The sequence below is a fragment of the Streptomyces katrae genome (assembly GCF_000966975.1).
Classification (GTDB): domain Bacteria; phylum Actinomycetota; class Actinomycetes; order Streptomycetales; family Streptomycetaceae; genus Streptomyces; species Streptomyces katrae.
Map to the genome: position 1 here is coordinate 1 of NZ_JZWV01000006.1, position 2,531 is coordinate 2,531.

Annotated in this window: 3 protein-coding genes; all 3 read left to right on the top strand. The window is 74.5% G+C overall.

What is annotated here, in order from left to right; translation table 11 throughout:
* On the top strand, positions 1 to 767 hold a 767-nt coding region (gene alr, locus VR44_RS00490; RefSeq protein ID WP_045945309.1), incomplete at its 5' end, for an alanine racemase.
* A 23-nt stretch (positions 768 to 790) separates the two neighbouring features.
* Positions 791 to 1,972, top strand: a complete 1,182-nt coding sequence (locus VR44_RS00495) for an alpha/beta fold hydrolase (protein WP_211274986.1) — start codon at positions 791 to 793, stop codon at positions 1,970 to 1,972.
* Positions 1,929 to 2,489, top strand: a complete 561-nt coding sequence (gene tsaE, locus VR44_RS00500; protein ID WP_045945311.1) for a tRNA (adenosine(37)-N6)-threonylcarbamoyltransferase complex ATPase subunit type 1 TsaE — start codon at positions 1,929 to 1,931, stop codon at positions 2,487 to 2,489. The genes VR44_RS00495 and tsaE overlap by 44 nt, the downstream gene beginning before the upstream one ends.
* Positions 2,490 to 2,531 lie beyond the last annotated feature (42 nt).

Here is a 2,531-nt window from a genome sequence, read left to right on the forward strand (position 1 = left end):
CCCGTATCCAGCTCAAGGCCGACACCGGCCTCGGCCGCAACGGCTGCCAGCCCGCCGACTGGGCCGAACTCGTCGGCGCGGCCGTCGCCGCCCAGGCCGAGGGCACCGTCCAGGTCACCGGCGTCTGGTCGCACTTCGCCTGCGCCGACGAACCCGGGCACCCCTCCATCCGGCTCCAGCTCGACGCCTTCCGCGACATGCTGGCCTACGCGGAGAAGGAGGGCGTGGACCCCGAGGTCCGGCACATCGCCAACTCGCCGGCCACCCTCACCCTCCCCGAGACCCACTTCGACCTCGTCCGCACCGGCCTGGCCGTCTACGGCGTCTCGCCCTCCCCCGAGCTCGGCACCCCCGCCCAGCTCGGCCTGCGGCCCGCGATGACCCTCAGGGCCTCCCTCGCGCTGGTCAAGACCGTCCCCGCCGGCCACGGCGTGAGCTACGGCCACCACTACACGACCGGTTCCGAGACGCACCTCGCGCTCGTCCCCGCCGGCTACGCCGACGGCATCCCGCGCAACGCCTCCGGCCGCGGGCCCGTGCTCGTCGCGGGGAAGATCCGGCAGGCCGCCGGGCGGATCGCCATGGACCAGTTCGTCGTCGACCTCGGCGAGGACCTCGCCGAGGCGGGCGACGAGGTCGTCATCCTCGGCGACGCCGAGCGCGGCGAGCCGACCGCCGAGGACTGGGCTCAAGCGGCGCATACGATCGCCTATGAGATCGTCACCCGTATCGGAGGTCGGGTGCCCCGGGTCTACCTCGGCGGCTGAGGCTCAGTGAGGACGGCGACGTCGTGAGCGAGAACTGGCGCAAGGCCGGCTGGGCCGGCGCCGCCATCGGTGTCATAGCGGCGGGCGCCGCGGCCGGTGTCGCCGTCGAACGGATCACCGTGGGCCGCGGCATCCGCCGCAAGGCGCGCCTCGCGCTGGACGCCGCCGGGGACTACGGCTCCCTGCGCGGCACCGAGGGCACCTGCCGCGCCGAGGACGGCACCGAGCTCTACTACGAGGTCGACGAGGTGGAGGAGGCGGCCGCCGGCGGTGCCAAGCGCCGGCTGCGCCGCAAGGGCGCGGCCCCGGCCACCGTCGTGTTCTGCCACGGCTACTGCCTCAGCCAGGACTCCTGGCACTTCCAGCGCGCCGCCCTGCGCGGAGTCGTCCGCTCCGTCCACTGGGACCAGCGCAGCCACGGCCGCAGCGCCCGCGGCCTCGCCCAGGCCGACGGCGAACCCGTCACCATCGACCAGCTCGGCCGCGACCTGAAGGCCGTCATCGACGCCGCCGCGCCCGAGGGCCCGCTCGTCCTCGTCGGTCACTCCATGGGCGGCATGACCGTCATGGCCCTCGCCGAACAGTTCCCGGAGCTGGTGCGCGACCGCGTGCTCGGGGTGGCCCTGGTCGGGACCTCCAGCGGGCGGCTCGACGAGGTCACCTACGGGCTGCCGTCCATCGGGCAGGGCGCCGTGCGGCGCCTCCTGCCCGGCGTGCTCAAGGCCCTCGGCTCCCAGGTGGAGCTGGTGGAGAAGGGCCGCCGGGCCACCGCCGACCTCTTCGCCGGCATGATCAAGCTCTACTCGTTCGGCTCCCGCGACGTCGACCCCGGCGTGGCGCGCTTCGCCGAGCGGCTGATCGAGGCCACCCCGATCGACGTGGTCGCCGAGTTCTACCCGGCCTTCCAGACCCACGACAAGAGCGCCGCCCTCCAGCGGTTCGCCGGCCTGCCGGTCACCGTCGTCGCCGGGGACCGGGACATGATCATCCCGCCCGGGCACAGCGTGGCGATCAAGGAGGAGCTGCCGGCCGCCGAGCTGGTGGTCCTGGAGGAGACCGGCCACCTGATGATGCTGGAGCGCCCCGAGATCGTGACGGAGCTGCTCACCGGCCTGCTGGCCCGCGCCGGAGCCGTCCCGGCACCGACTAACGTTGGGGCGCATGGAAGACGTACAGCGGGAAGCGCCGCGCAGCCCGGCCGCTGAGGCCCTGGCCGAGGCCGCCGCCGAAACCCTGATCACCGTCGACTCGCCCGCCTCCATGCAGGAGCTGGGCCGCCGGATCGCCGGCCTCCTGCGCCCCGGCGACCTGGTCCTGCTGACCGGTGAGCTCGGCGCGGGCAAGACCACCCTGACCCGGGGCCTGGGGGAGGGGCTGGGCGTGCGCGGGGCCGTGACCTCGCCGACCTTCGTGATCGCCCGGGTGCACCCGTCCCTGGGCGACGGGCCGCCGCTGGTGCACGTGGACGCGTACCGGCTGGGCGGCGGGCTGGACGAGATGGAGGACCTGGACCTCGACGTCTCGCTGCCCGAGTCCGTGGTCGTCGTGGAGTGGGGCGACGGCAAGGTGGAGGAGCTCTCCGACGACCGGCTGCACGTGGTCATCGGCCGGGCGGTCGGCCACGAGGAGGTCCTCGACGACGTGCGCGAGGTCGCCCTGCGCGGCGTCGGCGCACGCTGGGCGCAGGCCGCGCCGGAGCTGGCGCGGCTCTCGCCGGCGTAGGCCGTCTCTTCCGGATCTTGCCTGACCCGCGCCGCCCGGCAC

Bases quoted from the DNA above. Each gene is read 5' to 3' on its own strand.
- tsaE (WP_045945311.1), top strand. From the start codon at position 1,929: ATGGAAGACGTACAGCGGGAAGCGCCGCGCAGCCCGGCCGCTGAGGCC.